Source organism: Citrobacter braakii, from assembly GCF_002075345.1.
Taxonomy (GTDB): Bacteria; Pseudomonadota; Gammaproteobacteria; order Enterobacterales; family Enterobacteriaceae; genus Citrobacter; species Citrobacter braakii.
This window is the reverse complement of the sequence record NZ_NAEW01000001.1, coordinates 304,193-327,950: the sequence shown is the minus strand read 5'-3', so window position 1 is coordinate 327,950 and position 23,758 is coordinate 304,193. Positions and strand designations below refer to the sequence as shown.

Genomic DNA, 23,758 nt, shown 5'->3' with positions numbered 1-23,758 from the left:
ATAACGAAAAACAAAATAGAATATATTTATCAGTTACTTAAAGGAAAGCCCGTTTCAATCCCTAAAAATCCAGCAACGAATTTTCGTGCTATTTTTCGCAGTTCAGGAAATTAAAGCAACAAAGAAAATCATTTCATCCAACCAGTAAACTCTGAAACAACCATAACATTTACAAAACTATGCTCCTTTTGTTTCATATCAGTGTATTATCAGAGAAGGAAAATTAAAAAATTTGAAGGAGAAAAAATGCAACGACAGGCAATGATTTCATCAAAAATAAAATTTATTGGTTACTACCCATTAGAAAAGATTCTGGAGATAGGGTTCGTAAATTCTTCAACTTTCCAGTATGTGGGCGTTCCAGAAAGCATCTATAACTCTTTTCTCACGGTGCAATCTAAAGGCCGTTTCTTTGACGGTGTCATTAAAGGTAAATTCTTGTGTCGTAAAACAGGGTGATTCAAGAAATTTACGCTGTAGATAGCGTAAAACGCCGTTCTGGTGTTTTCTGTTTTTTGTTACCACCGGGCCAGGAAATTGATATCCAAAAAACCACTATTCCCGTCAATTTCGTTACCCTTCGTTAAGCATGCTCCCTGCAGCGTTCACAGGTTTCAAACACTGGGACGCCATGCTCTTTCGTGGCTTTGCAGTCAAGTACCTCCTCTTTACCACCACAGCGGCAGCGTGCGCTAATTGTTCCCTGAACCGATTGCTATACCGCCACTCGCAGTCAGCAATGAGTAAAGCTGGTCATTTAAATGGCCTTTTTTTCCCGATCATCCTAAAAATTGTTGTAAAATTCGCGGCCTTAGTGATAGCTGCTTCTTTTTGGCTATCTGTTTTGGCGGGAAGTTTTGGAGAGATTTTGGAGAAGAGAAAAAGTTGATTATTTTCAATACTCTGAAAACATCGCGCCTTCTGAACAAGAAGGTGAAACGCGAATGATCGGTCGGCTGCTCAGAGGCGGTTTTATGACCGCCATCTACGCGTATCTGTATATTCCAATCATTATTTTGATTGTGAACTCCTTTAACAGCTCGCGCTTTGGCATCAACTGGCAGGGTTTTACCACCAAATGGTACGGCCTGCTGATGAACAACGATAGCCTGCTACAGGCAGCGCAACACTCGCTGACGATGGCGGTGCTATCCGCCACGTTTGCCACGCTGATCGGCTCACTCACAGCGGTTGCACTGTACCGCTACCGTTTTCGCGGTAAACCGTTTGTCAGCGGCATGCTGTTCGTGGTGATGATGTCGCCGGATATCGTAATGGCGATTTCTTTGCTGGTGCTGTTTATGCTGATCGGCATTCAACTGGGTTTCTGGTCACTGCTGTTCTCGCATATCACTTTTTGTCTACCTTTTGTGGTGGTGACGGTTTACTCACGTCTGAAAGGTTTTGATGTACGAATGCTTGAAGCCGCCAAAGATCTCGGCGCCAGTGAAGTGACTATTCTGCGCAAGATTATACTGCCTCTGGCAATGCCTGCAGTGGCTGCCGGCTGGTTGCTGAGCTTTACGTTGTCGATGGATGATGTCGTCGTGTCGTCCTTCGTTACCGGGCCTGGTTATGAAATTTTGCCGTTAAAAATCTACTCCATGGTAAAAGTCGGCGTATCACCAGAGGTGAACGCGCTGGCGACCATTTTGTTGGTTCTGTCGCTGGTTATGGTGATTGCCAGCCAGCTTATTGCACGTGATAAAACCAAGGGCCGCTAAGGCCCTTAATTCAGGGGACGTTAAATGATGAAAAAATGGTCACGCCACCTGCTCGCGGCGGGTGCTCTGGCACTGGGCATGAGCGCCGCTCACGCTAATGACAACAACACGCTCTATTTCTATAACTGGACCGAGTATGTCCCGCCTGGACTGCTGGAGCAGTTCACCAAAGAGACCGGCATTAAGGTTATCTATTCGACCTACGAGTCGAACGAAACCATGTACGCCAAGCTCAAAACCTATAAAGACGGCGCATACGATCTGGTGGTTCCGTCCACCTATTACGTCGATAAAATGCGCAAAGAAGGCATGATCCAGAAGATCGACAAGTCGACGTTGACCAACTTCCACAACCTCGATCCGGAAATGCTCAACAAGCCATTCGACCCCAACAATGACTACTCTATCCCGTATATCTGGGGTGCGACGGCCATTGGCATCAATAGCGATGCCATCGACCCGAAAACAGTAACCAGCTGGGCCGATCTGTGGAAACCGGAGTACAAAGGTAGCCTGCTGTTAACGGATGATGCGCGTGAAGTGTTCCAGATGGCGCTGCGCAAGCTGGGATACTCCGGCAATACCACCGATCCTAAAGAGATTGAAGCCGCCTATAACGAGTTGAAGAAGCTGATGCCTAACGTCGCGGCATTTAACTCTGACAACCCGGCCAACCCGTATATGGAAGGCGAAGTCAATCTGGGGATGGTGTGGAACGGCTCCGCGTATGTTGCGCGTCAGGCAGGTACTCCGCTGGAAGTGGTATGGCCGAAAGAAGGTGGGATTTTCTGGATGGACAGCCTGTCTATTCCAGCGAACGCAAAAAATAAAGAAGCTGCGCTGAAGCTGATTAACTTCCTGCTACGCCCGGACGTGGCGAAAGAAGTCGCGGAAACCATCGGTTATCCGACGCCAAACCTGGCAGCACGTAAGCTGTTAAGCCCTGAAGTCGCGAACGATAAAACCCTCTACCCTGATGCAGAAACCATCAACAAAGGGGAATGGCAGAACGATGTCGGTTCCGCCAGCGCTATCTATGAAGAGTATTATCAGAAGCTGAAAGCAGGACGTTAATTCAGCGTTGTAAGGAATGCCCGATAGCGCTGCGCGTATCGGGCAAAAAAATCACAGTCCTTTCAATAACTTCTCAACAAACTCAGGCACCACCTGGCTTGCCGGACCGTAATACTTCTCTTCAAACTCGCTTCCTACCTGGCTCGGTTCGAGATTTAGCTCTACCGTATGCGCCCCGTGTAGTCTAGCTTCATGCACAAACCCCGCTGCCGGGTATACATGGCCCGATGTACCAATCGCAATGAACACATCGGCCATTGCCAGTGCCATATAAATTTCATCCATGCCCAGCGGCATTTCACCAAACCACACCACGTGCGGGCGCAGCGGCGCCGGAAACTGGCAACAATGGCATTTATCTTCCGCAGTCACATCGCCAGTCCACTCCAGAATCTGCCCGCTTTGCGAACAGCGAACCTTGAGCAGTTCGCCGTGCATATGGATTACGTTCTGGCTGCCCGCACGTTCATGCAGGTTATCAATATTCTGCGTCACCAGTAAAAAACGGTCGCCCAGCTCGGCTTCGAGTTTTGCCAGCGCGATATGCGCCGCGTTAGGCTGGATTTCTGATTGTTGCAGCTGATGACGACGGGCGTTATAAAACGACTGGACCAGTTGCGGATTACGACTAAATCCTTCCGGAGTCGCAACGTCCTCTACCCGATGTTCTTCCCAGAGACCATCCGCCGCGCGAAAGGTTCGAATTCCTGACTCAGCGGAGATTCCCGCTCCCGTCAGTACCAGCACTCTTGGTTTTTCCATCAATTCAGGCACCACTCTGTCTCTGAAAAAGATTCGTTGACGCAGGCGATCGCGCATATGGCGTTTATTTTTACGAAAGCGGCTTAACCGATGACCCCGGCGCGACAGCATAACAACCTCTTTGTATTAATCGGTAAGATGTAGGAAAGCGGCTCCGCGCATCCCGCCCGCATCACCGTGCCGCGCCTGCTCAATACGCGGCACCCGGGCAACCGGCAGCAGATGACGTGGCAGTCGGTCCGCCAGTTGCGTCGTAATAGCGGTAAAATTCGACAAGCCTCCGCCAATCACCACCAAATCAGGATCGACGATAGTCAGGATATTCCCAAGGCACACCGCCAGCAAATCCAGATAGCGTTCAACATGGGCACGTGCTTGTTCATCACCCTGCTCCCACAGCGCGATAATTTCCCGGGCATCCAGCGATTGATGGTAGTAATGCTGATACAACCACGCAAATCCACCGCCGGAAAGATAGCTTTCGATGCATCCCAGTTGACCGCACCCGCAGCGGCGCAATGGGAAATCAAAGCCCATCAACGTCAGCGCATCGACTGGCAAACGGATATGACCAAACTCGCCGGTGATATAGCTGCGTCCGGTGATGGATTTCCCGTTAAGCACCAGACCGCCGCCAACACCGGTGCCGAGGATCAACCCCATCACGAGCGGATATTGGGTGAACTCGTCATCCCAGGCTTCGGAGAGGGCAAAACAGTTAGCATCGTTATCCAGACGCACATCGCGGTCAAGGCGAGCGCTGAGATCGGCGCGGAGCGGCTTACCACTGGCAGCAGGAACGTTGGCCGCATACAGCGTGCCGTCTTCCGTTTCCGGCATGCCAGGAATGCCGATGCCTACCGAACCTTTAACGCCGAACCGCTGGTCCGCTTCCGTCACCAGATTGCAGACCGCATCAAGGAAAGCGTCATAGCTGTCGCGAGGCGTAGGGACGCGTGTTTCCCATTGCAAACGACGTTGCTTATCAAATACGCCCAGCGCAATTTTGGTTCCGCCGATGTCAAATCCGTAATACATCACCGCTCCTTGATACACGTCATCCTTCAAGATGCCTTGGGGTTGGCTGCGCACTCACCCTCCAGTCACATCGTTATCTATGCTCATGGAGATTTCGGTTTGCCGCCTTACCGCCGCATGAATGCTTTCGTGTATATATTGTTATTGGCCGCTAAGTACTCTCGCAGGATCAATATTGCTGGCGCGACGCGCCGGATACCAACTTGCCAAAAGACTCAGCACGAGTGCTGTCACCAGCACGTAAATCACATCCAGCCAGTGTAATTCCGATGGCAGGAAGTCAATGAAATAGATATCGCCGGACAGGAACTGATGGCCGATAAGAGCTTCAATCCCGTTAATGATCGGCGTCAGTTGCAGCGAGACAACTACCCCAATGACGACGCCTATCAGGCTACCGAACAGCCCCGCCAGCAGGCCGTACCAGACAAAAATGGCACGGATAAGGCCATCTTTAGCCCCCAGGGTTCTTAATACCGCAATATCGCCGCTTTTGTCTTTTACCGCCATCACTAACGTGGAAACGATATTAAAACAGGCCACGCCAATCACCAGCACCATCGCCAGATACATAATGGCGCGGATCATCTGGATATCGCGATACATATAACCGTAAGTACCGATCCAGCTCTTAATGTACACATAGTTATTGGTGACTTCACCCGCGTCTCGCACCAGCTTATTAGCGTTAAACACGTCGTTCACTTTCAGCGCGATCCCGGAAACGCTGGATCCCATATCCAGGTATTGCTGCGCGTCTTCCATTGGGATCATGGCAAAACTGTGATCGAGCTGACCGCTCAGTTGCAGGATCCCCGTGACGTGCAAACGCACGCGTTTGGGCTGCTGTAACTTATGATCCGCACTGGCGTTAGGGATCATAATCGATACCCAGTCGCCCTGCTTCACCTTCAGCGCATCGGCAATTCCCTTACCAATAATGATTTGTTGCTCACCCGCTTTGAAATTATCCCATGCGTGGTTTTGCACAAACGAGGGTAGCGCGCTTAAACGCTGCTCCTGCTGCGGATCAACGCCCTTCACCTGCACTGCGCGTAGGTTCGCCCCACTCTCCACCAGCCCGGTAAAGTTAATATAAGGCGCCGCAGCAGCAATGCCTGGTACCTTCTGTACCTTGTCGAGCGCTTCCTGCCAGTTGTTCCACGGCTGATTCACGGCTTCAATCTCACCGTGCGGCACCACGGCCAGAATACGGTTGTTAAGCTCACGCTCAAATCCGTTCATGGCGCTTAAGCCGACGATCAACACCGCGACGCCCAACGCAATGCCAACGGTGGAAATCACGGAAATCAGCGAGACCATGCCGCCGCGCCGCCGACCACGGCTAAAACGCAGACCAATCAATAACGATAAAGGCGAAGCCATTACTCAGCTCCCATCAGGCTCAGTTCAGCCGTCAGGCGACCATCGCGCATTTCAAGCTGGCGGCTCATGCGCTTCGCCAGTTGCAGATCGTGTGTCACCACCAAAAATGCCGTGCCCTGAGAGCGGTTCAGCTCACCCAGAAGCTCGAAAATGCTGTCCGCGTTACGCGCATCAAGGTTACCCGTTGGCTCATCCGCCAGTACCAGGCGCGGGTTATTCACCAGCGCACGAGCAATGGCCACGCGCTGGCGTTCACCGCCTGACAGTTCAGACGGGCGATGGCTGGCACGATGGTCCAGCCCTACTGCTTTCAGCATATCTCGTGCGCGCTCGGTGATTTCAGCCGGTTTTTTCTTGCCGATCAGCAACGGCATCGCCACGTTTTCCAGCGCGGTAAAGTCCGGCAGCAGATGGTGGAACTGATAAATGAAGCCCAGCTTCTGATTACGCAGTTCCGCTTTCGCCGCCGACGAGAGTTTGCTCATCGGCTGACCGCTAAAAATGACATCGCCGGAAGTTGGCGTATCCAGCCCGCCTAACAGATGCAGCAACGTACTCTTACCGGAACCGGAGCTGCCGACAATCGCCATCATCTCACCTTCACCGACGCAAAAACTGACATCGTGCAGTACATCGGTCTGCACTGTGCCTTCCTGATAGCGTTTGCACAGGTTGTCGCATTGCAACAGGATCTTATTCATAACGTAAAGCCTCAGCGGGTTGAGTGGCGGCAGCGCGCCAGGAAGGATAAAGCGTAGACAGCAGCGCGATGGTCATCGCCACCAGCGCAATGACGATAACCTGCAGCGGCTCAATGGCGACCGGCAGCGCAGCCCCATCCAGAAGCACACCGATAATTGGCATCAGGTTGTTCAGTTGACTGGCGAGTAATGCGCCCAGCACCGCGCCCAGCAGCGCGCCGATAATCCCGGCACTGGCCCCCTGAACCATAAACACCATCATTATCTGCCGCGGCGTCAGCCCCTGCGTTTGTAGAATCGCCACTTCCCCTTGCTTCTCCATTACCATCAGACCCAGCGAGGTAATAATATTAAATGCCGCCACCGCCACGATCAGGCTAAGCAGCAGCCCCATCATGTTTTTCTCCATACGCACGGCCTGGAACAATTCCCCTTTGCGCTCGCGCCAGTCCTGCCATTTGGTGCCTTGCGGCAGCGTTTGCTGGCTCAGCGTATCAACCTTTAACGGCTCGTTGAGCCACAGACGCCAGCCGGTAATATTGCCCACCGGGTAGCGCATCAGACGTGACGCATCCTGGATGTTGGTCAGCATCTGGTAGCCGTCGACTTCGCTGTTGGCGGCGAAGGTGCCAATTACCGTAAACAGACGCTGGCTCGGCAGACGCCCCATCGGGGTAAACTGGCTGGCTGAGGGCACCATCACGCGAATTTGATCGCCACGATTAACACCCAGTTGCCCGGCAAGCTGCTCTCCGAGGATGACATTATACTTACCCGGCTGCAGATCTGTTTGCTTCACATTGACCAGATATGGCGTTAATGGATCTTTTTGCGCCGGGTCAATACCCAGCATCACGCCGACTGCCACGCTACGCGCACTTTGCAGTACCACATCCCCCGTGGTTATCGGTGCGACGCGGTTGACGCCGTTCAACACCACCGCTTTTTCCGGCAGCTGTTGCGGGTTTAGGGAACCCTGTTCAGACGAGAGGACGGCCTGAGGCATCAGGCCAAGAATATTGTTTTGCAGCTCGCGCTCGAAACCGTTCATCACCGACAACACCGTAACCAGCGCCATTACCCCGAGAGTAATGCCAATGGTGGAGAGCCAGGAAACGAAGCGACCGAAGCGATCTGCTGCACGCCCACGCATATAACGCAGGCCGATGAATAGAGCGACAGGTTGGTACATGAAATCCGTCTGGTTGCTGTTAGCAAAGTCACGAGTATATAAGCGAAAGCGGAATGGGTAAATGACTGAACCGTAAGTGTTCGTCAGCACTATTCTTAAAAGTATAAATAAATCAAACCGCTAAAGTTGTCCCTCTTCCCTTCAACCCTGATCCCTGACCTTTATCCTAAAAAAACAAAATGCAGACAGTTACGCATTACAGCGCACAGCAGGTTGCGCAGGATGGCAGGCTATTGCAATCAATATGGATGCGCCGTCTCAATGAATAAAAAAGAACTATGGATTAATCAAATCAAGGGGTTATGCATTTGTCTGGTGGTGATTTACCACTCAGTGATCACATTTTACCCGCACCTCACCACCTTTCAGCATCCACTGTCAGAGGTGTTGAGCAAATGCTGGATTTACCTCAATTTGTACCTGGCACCGTTTCGCATGCCGGTGTTTTTCTTTATTTCGGGGTATCTGATCCGTCGCTACATCGATAACGTCCCGTGGACAACCTGCGTGGATAAACGGATCTGGAGTATCGCCTGGGTGCTGGTGCTTTGGGGAGTGGTGCAATGGCTGGCGTTGGTGGCGCTCAATAACTGGCTCGCCCCGCAGCGCGATCTGACCCATGCCGCCAACGCCGCTTATGCGGATTCGATTGCGGGTTTTACCCACGGGATGCTGACCGCCAGCACCAGCCTGTGGTATCTGTACGCACTGATTGTCTATTTTGTTCTGTGTAAAATTTTCAGCCGTTGGGCGATGCCGTTGTTAGCATTATTTGTGGCGCTGAGCGTGGCGATCAATTTTTTCCCGACCCCGTGGTGGGGAATGAACAGCGTGATTCGCAATTTGCCCTGGTATAGCCTCGGCGCATGGTTTGGCGCAACGCTGATGGCGTGGATCAAGGAGGTGCCCCTGCGCCGCCATGCGGTCATTGTTCTGGGTTGCACAATCGTCGCCGTCGTCGCGTGGCTGGCAAATGTCTCGCTATTGCTTTCTCTCCTTTCCATTGTGTTGATCATGAAGCTGTTTTATCAGTTCGAGCTCCACTTTGGCATGCGCGCGTCCAGTCCGTTAAGCGTGATTGGCGCCAATACCATCGCCATCTACACCACACACCGTATTCTGGTTGAGCTGTTCAGCTTAACGCTTATCCCCAAAATCAATCATGCCGCCTGGCCTGCATACGCGGAGCTGGCCCTGCTACTGGTGTATCCGTTCGCCTGTCTGCTGCTGTGCACCCTGTTTGGCCTGCTGGTGCGTAAGATTTCACAAAAAACCGTGGCCGATCTGCTCTTTTCCCCGCCCTCTTTATCGCTCGCCTCGCGCTAACCCCTACGCGCTTTTTGCCCCCATTCGGGGGCGAATCAATTTGCTTATGAGAAACGATCACGGATAATAAAGAACATTGCTTATCAGATGTATATCTAAACGAGATCCTGACAACCGAATGCCTGAACAACATCGTTACACGCTCCCAACGGGCGCTTCCGATCAGCGCCAGTTGGGTGAGCTTACGGGTGCCGCCTGCGCAACGCTGGTCGCCGAAATCGCCGAACGTCACGCGGGTCCAGTGGTGCTGATCGCGCCGGACATGCAAAATGCTTTGCGTCTGCATGATGAAATTCGTCAGTTTACTGACCAGATGGTGATGAACCTGCCCGACTGGGAAACGCTTCCCTATGACAGCTTTTCTCCCCATCAGGAGATTATCTCCTCACGGCTCTCCACGCTGTATCAACTGCCCGCCATGCAGCGCGGCGTACTGATCGTTCCGGTAAATACGTTGATGCAGCGTGTCTGTCCGCACAGCTATCTGCACGGTCATGCGCTGGTCATGAAAAAAGGCCAGCGGCTTTCGCGCGACGCCCTGCGCGAACAACTGGACAGTGCTGGCTACCGCCATGTTGATCAGGTCATGGAACACGGCGAATACGCCACGCGTGGCGCATTGTTAGATCTGTTCCCGATGGGCAGCGAATTGCCTTATCGTCTGGATTTCTTTGATGACGAAATCGACAGCCTGCGTCTGTTTGATACTGACACTCAGCGCACGCTGGAAGAAGTCGATGCCATTAATTTGCTGCCCGCACACGAATTCCCGACTGACAAAACGGCCATCGAACTGTTCCGTAGTCAGTGGCGTGATACTTTTGAGGTGAAACGCGACGCCGAGCATATTTATCAACAGGTCAGCAAAGGCACATTACCTACGGGGATTGAATACTGGCAACCGCTGTTTTTCAGCGAGCCGCTGCCGCCGCTGTTCAGCTACTTCCCCGCCAATACGTTATTAGTAAATACCGGCGATATCGAGACCAGCGCAGCACGCTTCCAGGCCGATACCCTGTCACGCTTTGAGAATCGCGGCGTTGATCCGATGCGCCCGCTTCTGCCACCGGAATCGCTGTGGCTGCGGGTTGATGAGCTGTTTTCTGAACTTAAACGCTGGCCGCGTGTTCAGCTGAAAACCGAGAGTCTGCCGAAGAAAGCGGCGAATACCAACCTCGGGTTCCAGAAGCTGCCGGATATCGCCGTTCAGGCACAGCAAAAAGCACCGTTAGATGCATTACGTAAATTCCTTGAAGGCTTTACCGGTCCGGTAATTTTCTCGGTGGAAAGTGAAGGACGCCGGGAAGCGCTAGGCGAACTACTCGCCCGCATCAAAGTCGCGCCGAAGCGGATATTGCGACTCGACGAAGCCGTAGACAACGGTCGTTATCTGATGATTGGCTCAGCCGAGCACGGCTTCATCGATAGCAAACGCAATCTGGCGCTGATTTGTGAAAGCGATCTGCTCGGTGAACGTGTGGCGCGTCGCCGCCAGGATTCTCGTCGCACCATCAACCCGGACACGTTAATTCGTAACCTCGCGGAGCTGCATCCCGGTCAGCCAGTGGTGCATCTGGAGCACGGCGTGGGTCGCTATGCCGGTATGACCACGCTGGAAGCAGGCGGCATTACCGGTGAATACCTGATGCTCACCTATGCCAACGACGCCAAACTGTATGTGCCGGTGTCGTCGCTACATCTGATAAGCCGCTACGCCGGCGGCGCGGAAGAGAATGCGCCGCTGCATAAACTGGGCGGTGATGCCTGGTCACGCGCCCGACAGAAAGCCGCTGAGAAAGTCCGCGATGTCGCGGCAGAGCTGCTGGATATTTATGCCCAGCGCGCAGCGAAAGAAGGCTTTGCCTTTAAGCATGACCGTGAACAGTACCAGCTGTTTTGCGACAGCTTCCCGTTTGAAACCACGCCCGACCAGGCGCAGGCGATCAACGCGGTACTCAGCGATATGTGTCAACCACTGGCCATGGACCGCCTGGTGTGTGGCGATGTCGGCTTTGGTAAAACCGAAGTCGCGATGCGTGCCGCCTTTCTCGCCGTAGAGAATCACAAGCAGGTTGCCGTGTTGGTACCGACCACCCTGCTCGCTCAGCAGCACTTCGACAACTTCCGCGACCGCTTTGCCAACTGGCCGGTACGCATTGAGATGCTGTCCCGTTTCCGTAGCGCCAAAGAGCAAGCGCAGATTCTGGAGCAGGTTGCCGAAGGTAAAATCGATATTCTCATCGGCACTCACAAACTGCTGCAAGCGGATGTGAAGCTAAAAGATCTGGGGCTGCTGATTGTCGATGAAGAGCACCGTTTCGGCGTTCGCCACAAAGAGCGTATCAAGGCAATGCGCGCGGATGTAGATATTCTGACTCTGACAGCAACGCCAATTCCACGCACGCTCAACATGGCGATGAGCGGCATGCGCGATCTGTCGATCATCGCCACACCGCCCGCTCGTCGTCTGGCGGTCAAAACCTTCGTGCGCGAATATGACAACCTGGTGGTACGCGAGGCTATCCTGCGTGAAGTTATGCGCGGGGGACAAGTTTATTATCTCTTTAACGACGTCGAAAATATCCAGAAAACCGCTGACCGATTAGCGGAACTGGTGCCGGAAGCGCGCATTGGTATCGGCCACGGGCAAATGCGCGAGCGCGAACTGGAACGCGTGATGAACGATTTCCACCATCAGCGTTTTAACGTGCTGGTATGTACCACCATTATCGAAACCGGGATCGACATTCCCACTGCCAACACCATCATCATTGAACGAGCTGACCACTTCGGTTTAGCGCAATTGCATCAGCTACGGGGTCGTGTGGGACGCTCACACCATCAGGCATACGCCTGGCTGCTAACGCCGCATCCAAAAGCGATGACCACCGACGCACAAAAACGCCTGGAAGCCATCGCCTCGCTGGAAGATTTAGGTGCAGGTTTTGCGCTGGCGACCCACGACCTCGAAATTCGTGGCGCAGGGGAACTGCTGGGCGAAGATCAAAGTGGCTCCATGGAAAGTATCGGTTTCTCACTGTATATGGAGCTGCTGGAAAACGCTGTCGATGCGCTCAAAGAAGGGCGTGAACCGTCGCTGGAAGATCTCACCAGCCAGCAAACCGAAGTCGAACTGCGCATGCCATCGCTTCTGCCGGATAACTATATCCCGGATGTCAACACGCGACTGTCGTTCTACAAGCGCATTGCCAGTGCGAAAGGCGAAACCGAGCTGGAAGAAATTAAGGTCGAGCTGATAGACCGTTTTGGCCTGCTGCCCGACCCGGCCCGGACGTTGCTGGATATTGCCCGTTTACGCCAGCAGGCGCAGAAACTGGGGATCAGAAAGCTCGAAGGCAATGAAAAAGGCGGTACTATTGAGTTTGCCGAGAAAAACCACGTTAACCCGGTCTGGCTAATTGGTTTACTGCAAAAACAACCGCAGCACTTCCGTCTGGATGGTCCAACACGCCTGAAATTCATGCAGGAGTTGGGCGAGCGTAAAGCACGGATCGACTGGGTTCGCCAGTTTATGCGCCAGCTTGAAGAGAACGCCGTAGCCTAGCGTCAAGCCGGGTGAGTCCTCCACTCACCCGGCCTGATGAATTTACAAACTCTTTGCACTTCCCTGCACTTCCCGACACTGCAAACCGCCATAATTCTTGTTTACTTTTACATAATAAAAACCACGTAAAAACAATGGATTTATGGTGATGTTAAACAATAAACGACTCTCTCGCTGGTTAACATTTTTTACGCTTGCCGCGACCTTCGCGTTAGCGCTTCCGGCCCAGGCAAACACCTGGCCGCTGCCGCCACCGGGAAGCCGCGTGGTGGGTCAGAATGCCGTTCACGTTGTCGAAGACAATGGCGGTTCTCTGGAAGCGATTGCGAAAAAATACAATGTCGGCTTTCTGGCGCTGCTACAGGCCAACCCCGGCGTTGACCCTTACGTACCACGTCCGGGCAGCGTGCTGACTATTCCGTTACAAACCCTGCTGCCGGACGCGCCACGCGAAGGCATTGTTGTCAACCTCGCCGAACTGCGTCTTTATTATTACCAGCCAGGGACAAATTCGGTGACCGTGTATCCTATTGGTATTGGCCAGTTAGGCGGTGACACGCTGACGCCCACAATGGTAACCACCATCTCTGATAAACGTGCCAACCCAACCTGGACGCCTACGGCAAATATCCGCGCGCGATACAAAGCGAACGGGATCGACCTTCCTGCCGTAGTGCCTGCCGGGCCGGATAACCCGATGGGCCATCATGCCATTCGCTTAGCGGCATACGGCGGCGTGTATCTGCTGCACGGAACTAATGCTGACTTTGGCATCGGAATGCGCGTCAGTTCCGGCTGTATTCGTCTACGCGACGGTGATATCGAAACCCTGTTCCGTCAGGTGAAGCCAGGAACCAAGGTCAATATTATCAATACGCCAATCAAAGCATCTGTTGAACCTAACGGCGTGCGCCTGGTTGAAGTACACCAGCCGTTGTCCGAAAAAATCAATGACGACCCGCAATTGCTGCCGATCGTGCTGAACGCATCCATGCAGACGTTTAAGAATGCGGCGCAAACGGACTCTGCCGTCATGGAACATGCGATGGAGATTCGCTCAGGCATGCCGGTCGATGTCACCCGTCATCACGACGTTGCTCAACAACCGCTGTAATTCAGCGCATAAAAAACCCCCGCTGGATTTTATTCCTCGGGGGTTTTTTATTTAACTCGCAGTGGCATTGCGATGGGTTAAATCTTATTTGTAGATAACTGCAGTCCCGTGGAGGGTGTTAGGACCGGTAACAGAAGTAATACGGAAAGACTTCGCCCCCATCTCATCCGCTTTCTGTGCCAGTTGATCTTCCAGAGAACCTAAGTTAGTCCCCGCATTCGCAGAAATAGTACCGACTTTCTGTTGGCCCGCAGGTGTGGCCTGAACTTCAACGGCAGCAAAACTTGCAAATGAGAGTGAGCTAAGAACAGCAGCAACAAACAGAGTTTTTACGTTTTTCATGATAGTGACCTTTAGCAGATGAATGTGTGTCGCAAAGATTAACTTAACGATCGATAGGTAAATCATAGATGTGATCCAGGTCACACGTCAACATTTTTTTGTAATGATCGTTATATAAAATACAAAGACCTTATTTTTCATATCAATAGCGTTAAATTATTTTTATCGCTAATCCGCTGGAGTGTGCAGTCGAATATTTTTATAATGGTTATTCAATAAACCCAACAAAGGTACATCGGCGCCATGACAACTGAAATGACAGGTTGTGCTAAAAAAAGCCGTGGCCGACCAAAAGTGTTCGACAGGGAAGCCGCGCTTGATAAGGCCATGACACTCTTCTGGCAGCACGGGTATGAAGCGACATCGCTCGCCGATCTCGTAGAAGCAACTGGCGCAAAAGCGCCCACGCTGTATGCGGAGTTCACCAATAAAGAGGGGTTGTTTCGTGCCGTACTGGACCGCTACATCACTCGCTTCGCGGCGAAACATGAAGCCCAGTTATTTTGTGAAGAAAAAAGTCTTGAGTGCGCGCTGGAAGACTATTTCACCGCAATAGCGACCTGCTTTACCAGTAAAGACACCCCGGCGGGATGTTTCATGATTAACACATCTGCGACACTGGCGGCCTCTTCCCGGGATATTGCGCACACGGTGAAATCCCGCCATGCCATGCAGGAACAGACGCTTACCCAGTTCCTTCACCAGCGTCAGCAACGAGGCGAAATTCCGGCCCATTGCGACGTGCAAAAACTGGCCGAATACCTGAACTGTATTTTACAGGGTATGTCGATCAGCGCCCGTGAAGGCGCAACGTTTGAAAAACTGATGCAGATCGCACACACGACTCTGCGACTGTGGCCTGAACTTATCAAAGTTTAACCCTTTCCCGCTATTTCCCCGCAGTACTGACACCACCGGGAGCTGATTAAGCCCCCGGTTAGATTTCCGCGGATTACCCCTACATTATTCAGTGTTTTCATCATCTTATCCGATCATTTTTTGTAAAATGTATTGATAACAACAATTATTATCAGCAATATTCGCATTTGTTTTAACACCTGTTTCACAATGTAACCATCGGTTTCTCTACCGCCATAACAAAAACAGATCGACTCTTTTTTAAAAGGAATACGAATGCATAAGCGTCTCTGGGTGCTCAATCCTCTCTTGTTGTCTTTAACTCTCCCAGCCATCGCGGCTGAGGAAGATAACCTCATCGTCAGTGCCAACCGTAGTCAACGCACCGTGGCAGAAATGGCACAAACGACCTGGGTTATTGAAGGAAGCGAGATTGAACAGCAGGTTCAGGGGGGGAAAGAGTTCAAAGATGTTCTTGCTCAGTTAATCCCAGGAATTGATGTCAGCAGCCAGGGGCGCACAAACTACGACATGAATATGCGCGGTCGTGCCATCGTAGTACTGATAGACGGTGTCCGTCTGAACTCCTCGCGTACTGACAGTCGCCAACTGGATTCTATTGACCCGTTTAACATCGCACACATTGAAGTCATCTCAGGTGCAACCTCACTGTATGGCGGCGGCAGTACCGGTGGGTTAATCAACATTGTCACCAAAAAAGGCCAGCCGGAGCGTGAAGTAGAACTCGAACTGGGGAGTAAAAGCGGCTTCAATAACAGTAACGATCATGATGAACGCGTTGCCGCGGCGGTGAGCGGAGGAACCGATCGCGCTTCCGGGCGCATGTCCGTCGCGTATCAACGGTTTGGCAACTGGTATGACGGCAATCACGATGCCCTGCTGCTGGATAACACCCAAACCGGCCTGCAGCACTCCGATCGTCTGGACGTGATGGGCACCGGAACGATTGAGCTTGACGACAACCGTCAGTTACAGCTGGTTACGCAGTATTATAAGAGCCAGGGGGATGACGATTACGGACTGGATCTTGGCGAGAACATGTCCGCCGTGACGGGAAACGGTAAGGCTTATACCAGCAGCGGACTGAATTCCGATCGTATTCCCGGCACCGAGCGTCATCTGATCAGCCTGCAGTATTCAGACGCGGATTTCTTCGGCCAGAACCTGGTCAGCCAAATCTATTACCGTGACGAATCGCTGAAATTCTACCCCTTCCCTACGCTAAGCAAAGGCAAGGTCACCAGTTTCTCCGCATCGCAGCAGGACACAGACCAGTTTGGTGCCAAAATCACCCTCAACAGCCAGCTGATGGACAACTGGGAGCTGACGTGGGGTGTCGATGCCGATCACGAAACCTTCGATTCCAATCAGAAATTCTTCGATCTGGCCTGGTCCCTGCCCTCCGGCGGTATGGACAACCGAACCGCTTATACCACCGGGCGTTACCCCGGTTACAGCATCACCAACTTCGCGCCTTTCCTGCAGAACAGCTATGACATTAACGACATCTTTACCCTCAGCGGTGGTGTGCGCTATCAATGGACCGAAAACAGGGTGGATGATTTCGTGGGCTATGCCCAACAACAGGGAATTGCCACCGGTCTGGCAAACTCCGCCGATACCATTCCTGGCGGTAAAACCGATTACGATAATTTCCTGTTTAACGCCGGTATCCTCGCCCACCTGACCGACCGTCAGCAGACATGGTTTAACTTCTCTCAGGGCGTGGAGCTTCCGGACCCGGGGAAATATTACGGTAACGGCACCTATTCCCTGGTTGGCGATCATTACCAGCTCCAGCGCAGCGTCAACGTGGCGGACTCACGCCTGGAGGGGATTAAAGTTAACTCCTACGAACTGGGATGGCGCTACACTGGCGACAGTCTGCGCACGCAGCTGGCCGCTTACTACTCTACGTCGGATAAATCGATCGTTATCAACCGCAGCGATATGACCATTAACGTCCAGCCCGACGATCGCCGTATTTATGGCCTTGAAGGTGCGGTGGATTATTTCATTGCGGATACGGACTGGAGTCTGGGCGGCAACTTCAACGTCATTAAATCGGAAGTGAAGCAAAACGGTAAGTGGCAGAAATGGGATGTCACCCTGGCTTCCCCGTCCAAAGCCACCGCGTGGGTCGGCTGGGCACCTGAACCGTGGACATTGCGCGTACAGAGCCAGCAAACATTTGATCTGACGGACGCCAGCGGCAATAAGCTGGACGGCTATAACACGATGGACTTTATCGGCAGCTATCAGCTCCCGTTGGGTAAACTGACCTTTAGCGTGGAAAACCTGCTGAATGAAGAATACACCACGCTGTGGGGACAACGTGCGCCACTGCTGTACAGCCCAACCTACGGTAGCCCGTCACTGTATGAATACAAGGGCCGGGGCCGCACGTTTGGTCTGAACTACGCCTTAACCTTCTGATAAAAAAAGCCCCCCAGCCTGAGCGAATGGGGGGCTAATGTTCAGGATAATGCTATTTTACGCTTTGTTATTCAGTACCAACTGTCCGTTGTTATCCAACGGAATTTGCGCGCCGGGGTCCTTATCCATACGGATTTTCCCCTGCTGATCGCCAATTTTGTACGTCACGTCGTAGCCCAGCATTTTTTCAGATTTGTCATACACCGTTTTACAACGCTGCTGCGTAGTAGTGTACGTATCATTTTCTTGCATCGAACCCTGGATCTGGTTACCTGCATAACCGCCGCCTAAAGCACCGGCCACGGTAGCAATATCTTTACCGCGTCCGCCGCCAAACTGATGGCCGATAACGCCACCAGCAACCGCACCCAGCACGGAACCCGCGATACGGTTTTCATCTTGTACCGGCTTACGGTGTGTGACCGTCACGTTCCGACACTCCTGGCGCGGTGTTTTTACCGACTCTTTAATCGGTGTTGCAGAGACAACTTGTGCATACTGTGGGCCACGCTCAAAAACGTTAAGACTGGCCACCGCTGCAACACCCAGCGCAGCAGCTACGCCAATCCCTATACCCGCCAACATAGATTTATTCACGGGACTTCCTCCTTTTTTGCTATTAGCAACAACTTTGCAACAGAAGGTAAGGAATGCCAATCAGATTACGGATGAAAATAGCACGAGGAGGAGCGAAGGCAGGATGATTCGGAGAACTCTGAAGGAAGGCGCCGGATAAGTACAATCATCCGACGCCATAAGCCGTATTAATGCAGTTTCAGACGCGGGCGGATCACCCGGTTAATGCTGCCAACCAGCATCATCAGACCGGTTTTAAAGTAACCGTGCAGAGCAATCTGGTGCATGCGGTACAGTGAGATGTACACAAAGCGCGCAATACGCCCTTCTACCATCATCGAACCACGGGTCAAGTTACCCATCAGGCTACCCACGGTAGAGAAGTTAGAAAGTGAAACCAGAGAGCCGTGGTCTTTGTACTGATACGCTTTCAGCGGCTTGCCGTTCATCTGCGCCAAAATGTTGTTCATTGCGCAGCTTGCCATCTGGTGCGCAGCCTGAGCGCGCGGCGGCACAAAACCACCTTCCGGGCGAGCGCAGGAAGCGCAGTCGCCAATCGCGTACACGTCGGGATCGCGCGTGGTCTGCAGAGTCGGCTCAACCACCAGTTGGTTAATACGATTGGTTTCCAGACCGCCAATGTCCTTCATAAAGTCTGGCGCTTTGATCCCCGCAGCCCACACCATCAGATCGGCTTCAATGTACTCGCCATCCTTGGTATGCAGTCCGCCTTCATCAGCGCTGGTTACCATCGTCTGGGTCAGTACGCGTACGCCCAGTTTGGTTAACTCATTATGCGCAGCACTGGAAATACGCGGCGGCAACGCAGGCAGAATACGCTCACCGGCTTCTACCAGCGTAACGTTCAGCGCTTCGTTGGTCAGCCCTTTGTAACCATAGCTGTGCAGCTGTTTTACCGCATTGTGCAGCTCGGCTGAGAGTTCAACCCCCGTCGCACCGCCGCCGACAATGGCGATATTTACTTTGCCATTAGCGCCCAGATTCGCGGAATACTTCAGGAACAGATTCAGCATCTCCTGGTGGAAACGACGCGCCTGATGCGGGTTATCCAGGAAAATGCAGTTTTCTTTGACGCCCGGCGTATTGAAATCGTTGGAGGTACTACCCAACGCCATCACCAGCGTGTCATACGGGACTTTGCGCTCAGGAACCAGCAGCTCGCCCTTCTCATCGCGCAGCTCGGCAAGAGTAATGGTTTTCGCTTCGCGATCGATATCCACCACCGAACCCAACTGAAACTGGAAACCGTGGTTACGGGCATGCGCCAGATAGCTCAGCGCATCCACGCCTTCGTCCAGGGAACCCGTCGCGACTTCATGCAGTAACGGTTTCCATAAATGGCTGTGGTTTCTGTCCACCAGCGTGATTTTGGCCTTTTTCTTGCGCCCCAGCTTTTTACCCAGCTGCGTCGCCATTTCCAGTCCGCCAGCACCGCCGCCGACAATCACGATTCTTTTTAATGGTGTAGTCAACGTGACCCCCTTAAATTTATTAACCAATTGTTAATTAAAAGTTATAGGCATAGCCTTTAATTAACAACAAGTTACGATAATGAAAATGTTCTTCGAGAGTGAGAATAACACGAACGGTGCATTGGTCATACCAAAATTGATGTGTATCAAGTTTTGATGCTGAAAAGATAGACAACACGAACTTTAAGAACAAAAAAACCAGCCCGAAGGCTGGTTTTTTAAACGTTCATTGAGGATTAACCTAACGTCTTGAACGCTTTGATGCGCTGCAAATGCGGGGAGATATTCTTAAACTTGTGCGTCTGCTCTTCGTCCCAGACTATCTCGTAAAAGTGATGCAGCTCTTCTGACGAACGCTGACTATTGAGCGCTTCATCATGACGCGACAGGATCACCAGGCAGCGATCGCGATTCTTTTCGCGGAAATTGGTCACGCATTTTGTCGCGATATCGGCATACTCTTCAGGCCTGTCGATTTTTCCTTCCATGTTCTCATACGGGAACAGGTTGGGATTAAATACTACCTGACGAATATCACACAGGAAACCAATCCGTTCAGCCCAATATCCCCCGAGCCCCACGCCACAAATCAGCGGACGGTCGTCCACATTAAGCTGCAGCATTTTGTCCACTTCTTTCAGTAGATGCTGCATGTCATGTTTAGGATGCCGCGTACTGTAGCTAATCAGCCTGACATCCGGGTCGATGAACTGTAGCTGCAACACCTTTTCGTGGTTGCCCGGGCTGTTAGAGTCAAAACCGTGTAAATAGATAATCATCGCATCCTCGCCAAACTTGCGTTAATGACCTGCTTTCTCTTCCTGCCAGCGCTCATGAAGCTGGTTGAGCTGGGCGCTTACCGTCTTCCAGCGTGCCGAGTCCATCAGTTCCTGACGTGAAAATGAACCTTTATGATACAAACGTGTAACACGTTCTGCATTGATCGGCGACAGATTATCTAACACACTGACCGCGCCTTTACGATTATTGCAGACCAGGATCATATCGCAACCCGCATCCAGCGATGCCTGACCACGCTCCGCATAGCTTCCCATAATCGCCGCCCCTTCCATCGACAAATCATCGGAGAAAATGACGCCATCGAAACCAAGCTCCTGACGCAGCACCATTTTCAGCCAGTGTGGCGAACCGCTCGCCGGACGCGGGTCCACGTCACTGTAGATGACATGCGCAGGCATAATGGCATCGAGTTTGTTTTCCGTAATCAACGTCTGGAACACGGACATATCTTTTGCACGAATTTCGGCTTCTGAACGTGGATCGGTTGGGGTTTCTTTATGCGAATCCGCCGTCACTGCCCCATGCCCGGGGAAATGTTTACCGGTAGTTTTCATGCCAGCAGCATGCATACCGTCAATGAAGCGAGTCGCCATAGCCAGCGCTTTCCGCGAATCGGCATGGTAAGAGCGTTCGCCAATCGCCGCGCTGATATGCCCCACATCCAGCACCGGCGCAAAACTGATATCTATATCCATTGCGATCATTTCGCTGGCCATTAGCCATCCGGCGTCCTGAGCCAGATTGCCGCCGTCTTCCAGACCGTGCAGTGCTGCAAAGGATTGGGCCGCAGGCAGACGCGTAAATCCTTCGCGAAAACGCTGTACCCTGCCGCCTTCCTGATCTACCGCCACCACCAGATGATTACGTGATGCCGCGCGAATCTGGCGCACTAATTCACGCAACTGTTCCGGGTCATGATAATTTCGGGTAAAGAGGATCAACCCACCTACCAGCGGATGCGCCAGAATCTCACGCTCTTCAGCGTCCAGCTCATACCCTTCGACATCCAACATTACTGGGCCCACACTGCTCTCCTTATCCTTTCATTATTAGCTGCCGCCAGGTTTCATCGGCCAGCCTGATAAATTGTCGATCGCCAGTTTGTCGCCAGCGATACTCAAACCACCCCGCTTTCAGCATTATGACCCAGGGCCGCCATCGTCTGACCTGCCGCCACAGCGCGTTTTGTTCAATGTGCGCTCGTTGGGCGTAGGCGCTAACCAGCCGTTGGTGCTGAGATTCGTCGTTGACCCAAACCGCCGCCAGCTCCAGAGCGATATCACCGTCTCCGGCATATTCCCAGTCAATCAGCCGCAGCCCTGATGCTGTACGTACGATGTTGTCACCGTGGACATCCATATGCAGAGGTCCCAGACGCAAAGGTCGAGGCTCACCGCTTTTCCTGAGTCGCTTCAACGCTCGCAACCAGCATGGCGTACGACGCGCCGGATCGCCACACTGCCAGTACTGTTCGAGTAGCGGCAGCAGACTGATTCGCCAGCCCAATTGGGGTTGTTGGTGCAGATGATACAATAAGCCAGCGAGTTCGTCGGCGTCCGGCAATCTGGATTCTACCTTACCGTGAAAAAAGTCGACCGCCATCCACCCACGTATATAAAAGCGGGGGCGCGGCGCAAGGCTTTCAGGCAGGTGCTTTAACGCGTGATAGTGGCGTAAGAAATGCGATTCCGGCGCGTCAGGGTCGTGATGACAGCGCAACACTAAGCGGTGGGTATCGTGTTCGATGATGCAGCTCCCGCCGCTCAGACCGCTCTGGTTGGCTACGACGGGATGATACTGCGGGAAATAGCGCGACAACACCTCGTCGCGCGTTAGCCAGTTATTGTTGCTGTACGGCACCTTTACCTGACCAGATTATCTCGCCAGTTTGTACCAGCATTAATTGCATTTGCAGGGCCGGCGAATTGACGTTGCCGGAGGCGCTGGAATAGAGCACATACTGTGCGCCAACGTTACGGGCGATACCAATCGCTTTGCTGCGCGTTCCCAGACTGTCGTTCGGCGACAAACCTAACTGCTGTTTGGCGACAGCCAACTGCTGGGCGGAAACCAGGGTAAACTTGCCGTTATTCGCCAGCGCGTTCCTCAAGGTCTCGGTGGCTTCACCGGCATTCAACGAGCCGTTGGTCCGGTTATTCACGCTATCAACCAGCAGAACACCTCCCGCTTTGACGCCGTCAGCCTGCAGCATTTTGCCGACCATCGGCTGCATAGCCCCGTTCCAGTCATAGTGACGTTGACGTGGCGTCGGCTGCGCCGTTTGGTCCTCGTGCTCAATCGGACCCGGCTGCTGCGGTATGCTTGGCACCGTTGGTACAACCGGCACCGGTTGTTGCGGCTGCGCGGGCTGTTCCGGCACTGGCTTTACTTCCTCTACTGGTGCGGGCTCACGTTGCGCCACACAGCCAGAGAGAAACATCGCCAGCGCGGCAATCAGTGCGTAGCGATTCATTTTGATCATCAAGATTCACCCCTTACAAATAAAGATAAAGTCTAACCTTGTGCGCCCCCAGAAAATTGGCGCTGCCGTACAGCGTCACCGACGAATGAGCCGGGATAGTCACGCTGCGTGGCGCTTCCAGAGGATGCATTTCCAGTCCTCTGGCGTCATACCAGTAAAACCGATAATGAACGGTAACGGGTTCTTGTCTTTCGTTATAAAGTCGCGAGGATGCTGAGGCCTGAATATCAGACGTGGTTAACGTCGGCTGTTCTGCTGTAATGCCCGACGCCAGAATCGTTGATTCCATCACCAGCGACTGTTCATCACTTACCGGAATTTCAGGATGTGCCCGACAGCCAGCCAGTAGCAGCAAGCTCAGTGAAAGTGCAATGCATCCTCTGGTCATGCTTACAGACCTTTATGCGCAAGCATTGGACCAAGCGCCCGCCCGCCCAGCAGGTGCATATGAATGTGATACACCTCCTGACCGCCGTGACGATTGGTATTCATAATTAAACGATACCCATCCGCAGCAATGCCTTCCTGCTCGGCGATTTTCGCCGCTACGGTGATCATGCGACCCAGCGCCTGCTCGTGTTCCGCCGTCACATCGTTGACGGTCGGGATCAGGACGTTAGGAATGATCAGAATGTGCGTAGGTGCCTGAGGGGAAATATCACGAAACGCAGTGACCAGTTCATCCTGGTACACGATATCTGACGGAATTTCACGACGGATAATTTTGCTGAATATAGTTTCTTCTGCCACGACGTTTTCCTTTTTCATTAACAGCCCAAGCGTTATGCCATGCTACGCCGGGTCACTCTGCGAGTATAGAGTATGAGCGAGTTACTCACGCTCTTTCAACTTTAACCCTCGATTTTT

General features: G+C 52.6%; 22 protein-coding genes and 1 pseudogene. 8 read left to right on the top strand and 15 right to left on the bottom strand.

What is annotated here, in order from left to right:
• The first annotated feature begins 246 nt into the window (after nucleotides 1-246).
• The gene (locus tag BZK42_RS01775) at nucleotides 247-459 is read left to right on the top strand and encodes a KTSC domain-containing protein (protein WP_016152687.1); all 213 of its coding nucleotides are present in this window, start codon (nucleotides 247-249) and stop codon (nucleotides 457-459) included.
• Between the two features lie 139 nt (nucleotides 460-598).
• Here BZK42_RS01775 and BZK42_RS28130 read toward each other — a convergent pair.
• Nucleotides 599-706: pseudogene (locus BZK42_RS28130) on the bottom strand (antitermination protein Q); the annotation flags it as partial.
• A 238-nt stretch (nucleotides 707-944) separates the two neighbouring features.
• On the opposite strand from BZK42_RS28130, the gene potC reads away from it, so the two are divergent.
• Together potC and potD are read left to right on the top strand one after the other, a co-directional pair.
• Nucleotides 945-1,724 carry a spermidine/putrescine ABC transporter permease PotC gene (gene potC, locus BZK42_RS01770; protein ID WP_003030794.1) on the top strand — a complete coding sequence of 260 codons (780 nt, stop codon included), beginning with the start codon at nucleotides 945-947 and terminating at the stop codon, nucleotides 1,722-1,724.
• Between the two features lie 27 nt (nucleotides 1,725-1,751).
• Nucleotides 1,752-2,798: a spermidine/putrescine ABC transporter substrate-binding protein PotD gene (gene potD / locus BZK42_RS01765; protein ID WP_046274797.1), complete on the top strand. Its 1,047-nt coding sequence runs from the start codon at nucleotides 1,752-1,754 to the stop codon at nucleotides 2,796-2,798.
• 51 nt (nucleotides 2,799-2,849) lie between these two features.
• Here the strand turns inward: potD and cobB are convergent, their stop codons facing one another.
• From cobB to lolC, 5 genes are all read right to left on the bottom strand, one after another.
• Entirely contained in the window at nucleotides 2,850-3,671 is an 822-nt protein-coding gene (gene cobB, locus BZK42_RS01760; RefSeq protein ID WP_016152685.1) for a Sir2 family NAD+-dependent deacetylase, read from the bottom strand.
• Nucleotides 3,672-3,686: 15 nt separating this feature from the next.
• A complete protein-coding gene (gene nagK, locus BZK42_RS01755) occupies nucleotides 3,687-4,598 on the bottom strand; it encodes an N-acetylglucosamine kinase (protein ID WP_016152684.1) in 912 nt (303 codons plus the stop codon).
• Nucleotides 4,599-4,739: 141 nt separating this feature from the next.
• Nucleotides 4,740-5,984, bottom strand: coding sequence for a lipoprotein-releasing ABC transporter permease subunit LolE (gene lolE, locus BZK42_RS01750; RefSeq protein WP_016152683.1), 1,245 nt, complete (start codon nucleotides 5,982-5,984; stop codon nucleotides 4,740-4,742).
• Nucleotides 5,984-6,685: a lipoprotein-releasing ABC transporter ATP-binding protein LolD gene (lolD, locus tag BZK42_RS01745; protein WP_003832278.1), complete on the bottom strand. Its 702-nt coding sequence runs from the start codon at nucleotides 6,683-6,685 to the stop codon at nucleotides 5,984-5,986. The genes lolE and lolD overlap by 1 nt, the downstream gene beginning before the upstream one ends.
• The gene (lolC, locus tag BZK42_RS01740; RefSeq protein ID WP_080858654.1) at nucleotides 6,678-7,877 is read right to left on the bottom strand and encodes a lipoprotein-releasing ABC transporter permease subunit LolC; all 1,200 of its coding nucleotides are present in this window, start codon (nucleotides 7,875-7,877) and stop codon (nucleotides 6,678-6,680) included. Before lolC ends, lolD begins: the two co-directional genes overlap by 8 nt.
• A gap of 261 nt (nucleotides 7,878-8,138) precedes the next feature.
• Here lolC and BZK42_RS01735 point away from each other — a divergent pair, with 261 nt between their 5' ends.
• The 3 genes from BZK42_RS01735 to ldtC all read left to right on the top strand — a co-directional run bounded on the left by BZK42_RS01735 (nucleotide 8,139) and on the right by ldtC (nucleotide 13,882).
• Complete coding sequence (locus BZK42_RS01735; RefSeq protein WP_016156211.1) at nucleotides 8,139-9,203, top strand: acyltransferase family protein; 1,065 nt, start codon at nucleotides 8,139-8,141, stop codon at nucleotides 9,201-9,203.
• A 118-nt stretch (nucleotides 9,204-9,321) separates the two neighbouring features.
• Entirely contained in the window at nucleotides 9,322-12,768 is a 3,447-nt protein-coding gene (gene mfd / locus BZK42_RS01730) for a transcription-repair coupling factor (protein WP_016152681.1), read from the top strand.
• Between the two features lie 148 nt (nucleotides 12,769-12,916).
• Nucleotides 12,917-13,882 (top strand): L,D-transpeptidase LdtC, encoded by a 966-nt coding sequence (gene ldtC / locus BZK42_RS01725; protein ID WP_080858653.1) that lies wholly within the window; start codon nucleotides 12,917-12,919, stop codon nucleotides 13,880-13,882.
• Nucleotides 13,883-13,966: 84 nt separating this feature from the next.
• Here ldtC and bhsA read toward each other — a convergent pair whose 3' ends face one another.
• Complete coding sequence (gene bhsA, locus BZK42_RS01720) at nucleotides 13,967-14,224, bottom strand: multiple stress resistance protein BhsA (RefSeq protein ID WP_029139491.1); 258 nt, start codon at nucleotides 14,222-14,224, stop codon at nucleotides 13,967-13,969.
• A 243-nt stretch (nucleotides 14,225-14,467) separates the two neighbouring features.
• Here bhsA and comR point away from each other — a divergent pair, with 243 nt between their 5' ends.
• Together comR and BZK42_RS01710 are read left to right on the top strand one after the other, a co-directional pair.
• Nucleotides 14,468-15,103 (top strand): TetR family copper-responsive transcriptional repressor ComR, encoded by a 636-nt coding sequence (gene comR, locus BZK42_RS01715; protein WP_016156207.1) that lies wholly within the window; start codon nucleotides 14,468-14,470, stop codon nucleotides 15,101-15,103.
• A 255-nt stretch (nucleotides 15,104-15,358) separates the two neighbouring features.
• Nucleotides 15,359-17,539: a TonB-dependent siderophore receptor gene (locus BZK42_RS01710; RefSeq protein ID WP_080858652.1), complete on the top strand. Its 2,181-nt coding sequence runs from the start codon at nucleotides 15,359-15,361 to the stop codon at nucleotides 17,537-17,539.
• A 57-nt stretch (nucleotides 17,540-17,596) separates the two neighbouring features.
• Here the strand turns inward: BZK42_RS01710 and BZK42_RS01705 are convergent, their stop codons facing one another.
• The 8 genes from BZK42_RS01705 to hinT all read right to left on the bottom strand — a co-directional run bounded on the left by BZK42_RS01705 (nucleotide 17,597) and on the right by hinT (nucleotide 23,641).
• Complete coding sequence (locus BZK42_RS01705) at nucleotides 17,597-18,136, bottom strand: glycine zipper 2TM domain-containing protein (protein WP_003030814.1); 540 nt, start codon at nucleotides 18,134-18,136, stop codon at nucleotides 17,597-17,599.
• A 167-nt stretch (nucleotides 18,137-18,303) separates the two neighbouring features.
• Nucleotides 18,304-19,608 carry an NADH-quinone dehydrogenase gene (gene ndh / locus BZK42_RS01700; RefSeq protein ID WP_016152676.1) on the bottom strand — a complete coding sequence of 435 codons (1,305 nt, stop codon included), beginning with the start codon at nucleotides 19,606-19,608 and terminating at the stop codon, nucleotides 18,304-18,306.
• A 236-nt stretch (nucleotides 19,609-19,844) separates the two neighbouring features.
• Complete coding sequence (gene ycfP, locus BZK42_RS01695; protein WP_003030817.1) at nucleotides 19,845-20,387, bottom strand: alpha/beta hydrolase YcfP; 543 nt, start codon at nucleotides 20,385-20,387, stop codon at nucleotides 19,845-19,847.
• 21 nt (nucleotides 20,388-20,408) lie between these two features.
• Nucleotides 20,409-21,434 carry a beta-N-acetylhexosaminidase gene (gene nagZ, locus BZK42_RS01690; protein ID WP_080858651.1) on the bottom strand — a complete coding sequence of 342 codons (1,026 nt, stop codon included), beginning with the start codon at nucleotides 21,432-21,434 and terminating at the stop codon, nucleotides 20,409-20,411.
• Between the two features lie 10 nt (nucleotides 21,435-21,444).
• Nucleotides 21,445-22,269, bottom strand: coding sequence for a thiamine kinase (gene thiK / locus BZK42_RS01685; RefSeq protein WP_080858650.1), 825 nt, complete (start codon nucleotides 22,267-22,269; stop codon nucleotides 21,445-21,447).
• Nucleotides 22,250-22,891: a penicillin-binding protein activator LpoB gene (gene lpoB, locus BZK42_RS01680; protein WP_016152673.1), complete on the bottom strand. Its 642-nt coding sequence runs from the start codon at nucleotides 22,889-22,891 to the stop codon at nucleotides 22,250-22,252. Before lpoB ends, thiK begins: the two co-directional genes overlap by 20 nt.
• A 13-nt stretch (nucleotides 22,892-22,904) precedes the next feature.
• The gene (locus tag BZK42_RS01675; protein WP_019076489.1) at nucleotides 22,905-23,279 is read right to left on the bottom strand and encodes a YcfL family putative periplasmic lipoprotein; all 375 of its coding nucleotides are present in this window, start codon (nucleotides 23,277-23,279) and stop codon (nucleotides 22,905-22,907) included.
• 2 nt (nucleotides 23,280-23,281) lie between these two features.
• On the bottom strand, nucleotides 23,282-23,641 hold the full coding sequence (hinT, locus tag BZK42_RS01670) for a purine nucleoside phosphoramidase (protein ID WP_016156204.1): 360 nt from the start codon (nucleotides 23,639-23,641) through the stop codon (nucleotides 23,282-23,284).
• Nucleotides 23,642-23,758 lie beyond the last annotated feature (117 nt).

Excerpts from the sequence above, each read along its gene's own strand:
- BZK42_RS01775 (WP_016152687.1), top strand. The coding sequence starts at position 247 with ATGCAACGACAGGCAATGATTTCATCAAAAATAAAATTTATTGGTTAC.
- potC (WP_003030794.1), top strand. The coding sequence starts at position 945 with ATGATCGGTCGGCTGCTCAGAGGCGGTTTTATGACCGCCATCTACGCG.
- potD (WP_046274797.1), top strand. The coding sequence starts at position 1,752 with ATGAAAAAATGGTCACGCCACCTGCTCGCGGCGGGTGCTCTGGCACTG.
- cobB (WP_016152685.1), bottom strand. The coding sequence starts at position 3,671 with ATGCTGTCGCGCCGGGGTCATCGGTTAAGCCGCTTTCGTAAAAATAAA.
- nagK (WP_016152684.1), bottom strand. The coding sequence starts at position 4,598 with ATGTATTACGGATTTGACATCGGCGGAACCAAAATTGCGCTGGGCGTA.
- lolE (WP_016152683.1), bottom strand. The coding sequence starts at position 5,984 with ATGGCTTCGCCTTTATCGTTATTGATTGGTCTGCGTTTTAGCCGTGGT.
- lolD (WP_003832278.1), bottom strand. The coding sequence starts at position 6,685 with ATGAATAAGATCCTGTTGCAATGCGACAACCTGTGCAAACGCTATCAG.
- lolC (WP_080858654.1), bottom strand. The coding sequence starts at position 7,877 with ATGTACCAACCTGTCGCTCTATTCATCGGCCTGCGTTATATGCGTGGG.
- BZK42_RS01735 (WP_016156211.1), top strand. The coding sequence starts at position 8,139 with ATGAATAAAAAAGAACTATGGATTAATCAAATCAAGGGGTTATGCATT.
- mfd (WP_016152681.1), top strand. The coding sequence starts at position 9,322 with ATGCCTGAACAACATCGTTACACGCTCCCAACGGGCGCTTCCGATCAG.
- ldtC (WP_080858653.1), top strand. The coding sequence starts at position 12,917 with ATGTTAAACAATAAACGACTCTCTCGCTGGTTAACATTTTTTACGCTT.
- bhsA (WP_029139491.1), bottom strand. The coding sequence starts at position 14,224 with ATGAAAAACGTAAAAACTCTGTTTGTTGCTGCTGTTCTTAGCTCACTC.
- comR (WP_016156207.1), top strand. The coding sequence starts at position 14,468 with ATGACAACTGAAATGACAGGTTGTGCTAAAAAAAGCCGTGGCCGACCA.
- BZK42_RS01710 (WP_080858652.1), top strand. The coding sequence starts at position 15,359 with ATGCATAAGCGTCTCTGGGTGCTCAATCCTCTCTTGTTGTCTTTAACT.
- ycfP (WP_003030817.1), bottom strand. The coding sequence starts at position 20,387 with ATGATTATCTATTTACACGGTTTTGACTCTAACAGCCCGGGCAACCAC.
- lpoB (WP_016152673.1), bottom strand. The coding sequence starts at position 22,891 with ATGATCAAAATGAATCGCTACGCACTGATTGCCGCGCTGGCGATGTTT.
- BZK42_RS01675 (WP_019076489.1), bottom strand. The coding sequence starts at position 23,279 with ATGACCAGAGGATGCATTGCACTTTCACTGAGCTTGCTGCTACTGGCT.